5 protein-coding genes are annotated in these 2,092 nt (G+C 47.7%); 3 read left to right on the forward strand and 2 right to left on the reverse strand.

Annotation, left to right across the window (positions count from 1 at the left end):
* A partial coding sequence (locus GRP75_RS29365) for a hypothetical protein (RefSeq protein ID WP_237449187.1) occupies nucleotides 1-194 on the forward strand: 194 nt, incomplete at its 5' end.
* Nucleotides 195-282: 88 nt separating this feature from the next.
* On the opposite strand, the gene GRP75_RS25205 is transcribed toward GRP75_RS29365, so the two are convergent.
* Together GRP75_RS25205 and GRP75_RS25210 are read right to left on the reverse strand one after the other, a co-directional pair.
* Nucleotides 283-678 carry a hypothetical protein gene (locus GRP75_RS25205; protein WP_023990096.1) on the reverse strand — a complete coding sequence of 132 codons (396 nt, stop codon included), beginning with the start codon at nucleotides 676-678 and terminating at the stop codon, nucleotides 283-285.
* Between the two features lie 25 nt (nucleotides 679-703).
* Nucleotides 704-1,051 carry a hypothetical protein gene (locus tag GRP75_RS25210; protein WP_023990095.1) on the reverse strand — a complete coding sequence of 116 codons (348 nt, stop codon included), beginning with the start codon at nucleotides 1,049-1,051 and terminating at the stop codon, nucleotides 704-706.
* Between the two features lie 244 nt (nucleotides 1,052-1,295).
* Here GRP75_RS25210 and GRP75_RS25215 point away from each other — a divergent pair, with 244 nt between their 5' ends.
* Entirely contained in the window at nucleotides 1,296-1,943 is a 648-nt protein-coding gene (locus tag GRP75_RS25215; RefSeq protein WP_025722220.1) for a DUF1796 family putative cysteine peptidase, read from the forward strand.
* Nucleotides 1,936-2,092, forward strand: a 157-nt coding sequence (locus tag GRP75_RS25220; RefSeq protein ID WP_337194267.1) for a DUF1796 family putative cysteine peptidase, incomplete at its 3' end; no start/stop codon positions are given. The genes GRP75_RS25215 and GRP75_RS25220, both read left to right, overlap by 8 nt.

Below are 2,092 nucleotides of genomic sequence, written 5' to 3' on the forward strand. Positions count from 1 at the left end.
CAACAGTTAGGAGGCAGAGCATGACTTTTCCTGTCGTTGGAGACTTGTACAACCGTATTTTTGAAATCCAGCAGTCGCACCCGGATCTGAAGGTCGATTACGCAATATGGAACCGAATTAATACTTCGTTGCCGGAAGATTATAAGCTGCCAGACGCTGACATTTTGGAATGTCTGAAACAATCCGCACCATGAAGGCACAGACCCTATAAAAAGGCAGGTCGGGCTAAAAACTCCCACCTGCCTTTAGTTTATTTTTGCTCATTGTCCATCCAGTTTTTCGTCAATCTTCATAAACTGAGCCTCGAATTATGAGCGGCCCCGTAACAACAGCACGACGGTCAGCTGATTGTACGGTCAAGCAGTATACATAAGGCTCTGCCTGTTCTCCCGTTTCCTCATAGCTTAACTCTGCAAATCCCTCCTGATAACAGGAATCCTGCAACCAATCCAGCATAGGTCCCTGCTCATCATTGCGACGCAATCGAATGTCCAACTCCCCGATATCCCAGTTGAGCAGCGGATTTTCCCATGCCAAAGAGACTTCAATGACAATACGTCCTTCAGATTCACTTGCAGGAATGATTAATGTAGAGAGCACGCTCTCCTGTTCGGTGACCTGAAAAGGCAGTGCATATGTGTCTGGCTCAGCTTTGTTTTGAACTGAATATTTCAACATACCTTCTTCCTCCTCTGCCCGTTCATTAGGGTGTCACGGTAAAATGACTGGCTGTACGCTTAGCGACAATGTTCCCGTTTTCCAAAAATTCAGCCAGGATAAACAGCGTTTCCGGATTGTAAATACTCGTTACCACTCGCAGGTAAAAAGGATTTTGGGCGGTCTCCATATCCTTGAGTTCTAGCACGGAGCCAGCTTCGGGAGAAGGGTTCAATCGAAGGAGCTGCCGTCGGAAAACGCCACTGTCATTTCCCATTTCCAGCAACACATCGACGGCTCTCTTTTCACGATTGAAAAGGGTCACATGGCAGCTTTGTATGTGGGCGCTGTGGTAAGCGAGATGGTGATCGACGGTTAAAAGAAACACGGACATATGATGATGCCTCCTTGAATTCCGTTAGGTTACCAGCCTTAATATGATATGAAAAATAGCCGGGATTGGACTGGATAGTTGTACGCCTCTTTGACAAAAAGCGCATCGGTGTCCAACCCTTTTCGCCGTGCTGTGCATGTAATGTAGAGTGGAACAAACTACGGCCTGAAGTCCCTTTTTGACTACAGAAGAAGGGCCAAGCAGGATATGAGGGAAGGGTCGTATTAAAAAAGGAGGCGCGGCTATGAGACTCGCACAGCTGGCAGGGGAATATGAAGCGGTCTTCAGTCTGGGACAAAACTGTACACCTGCCATTCAATTGGAAAAGAACCGTTTGCGGCCGTTTGCCGGGGTACTGGATTGGATGATGTCTGACACGCTGTCCGATGTGAACCGCTTGCTTGAAAATCGGTTTGCCGGATTTATGGATTTGCCTAATTTAAGTGTCGTTGGTACGAGCCAACTGAATTATATGGTCAGAGATATCGCTTATAATGTGATCTCGGTACATGATTTTCCGCAGGAACGCAATACGTCCTCAGATCTGGTGACCTATCCCGAGTTCAAGGAAAAGATAGACCGTCGTATCGAACGTTTTTTTGCAAAAACACAGATGGCGAAGCGCAGCTTGTTCGTCCGTATGCTGGGAACCTATGAAGAAGTAGAGGAACTGGAACGTATTTTGTCGGGCATGGTAGCGAATGAATTTCGTTTGTTGGTGGTGAATTGTTCCGGCGTAACGGAGTTGACGGAGGTGGATTGGCAGCTTCCACATGTATGCGCGGTGGAAATGCCTTTTGCCGATGTATGGAATTACAAGAGTGATCCGCACTGGCGTACTCTTTTTAAAGGGATGACCTTGTCTTCGGAAAGGGGAGGGCGTCGTGCTTGAGCGGTTGCAGGGGGATTATGATGCTGTATTCAGTTTGGGTGGACATTGCTTGCCTTCCATTCAGCTGGATAAAAACGGACTGCGTCCCTATGCGGGTCCGCTGGACTGGATGATTTCCGGTAACTTGTCACAGATCAGTCGTTTGCTGG

The sequence above is a fragment of the Paenibacillus sp. OT2-17 genome, assembly GCF_009827695.1.
Classification (GTDB): Bacteria; Bacillota; Bacilli; order Paenibacillales; family Paenibacillaceae; genus Paenibacillus; species Paenibacillus polymyxa_B.

What these genes read in the sequence shown, in the direction of transcription:
- GRP75_RS25205 (WP_023990096.1), bottom strand. Translation starts at nt 678, where the DNA reads ATGTTGAAATATTCAGTTCAAAACAAAGCTGAGCCAGACACATATGCA.
- GRP75_RS25210 (WP_023990095.1), bottom strand. Translation starts at nt 1,051, where the DNA reads ATGTCCGTGTTTCTTTTAACCGTCGATCACCATCTCGCTTACCACAGC.
- GRP75_RS25215 (WP_025722220.1), top strand. Translation starts at nt 1,296, where the DNA reads ATGAGACTCGCACAGCTGGCAGGGGAATATGAAGCGGTCTTCAGTCTG.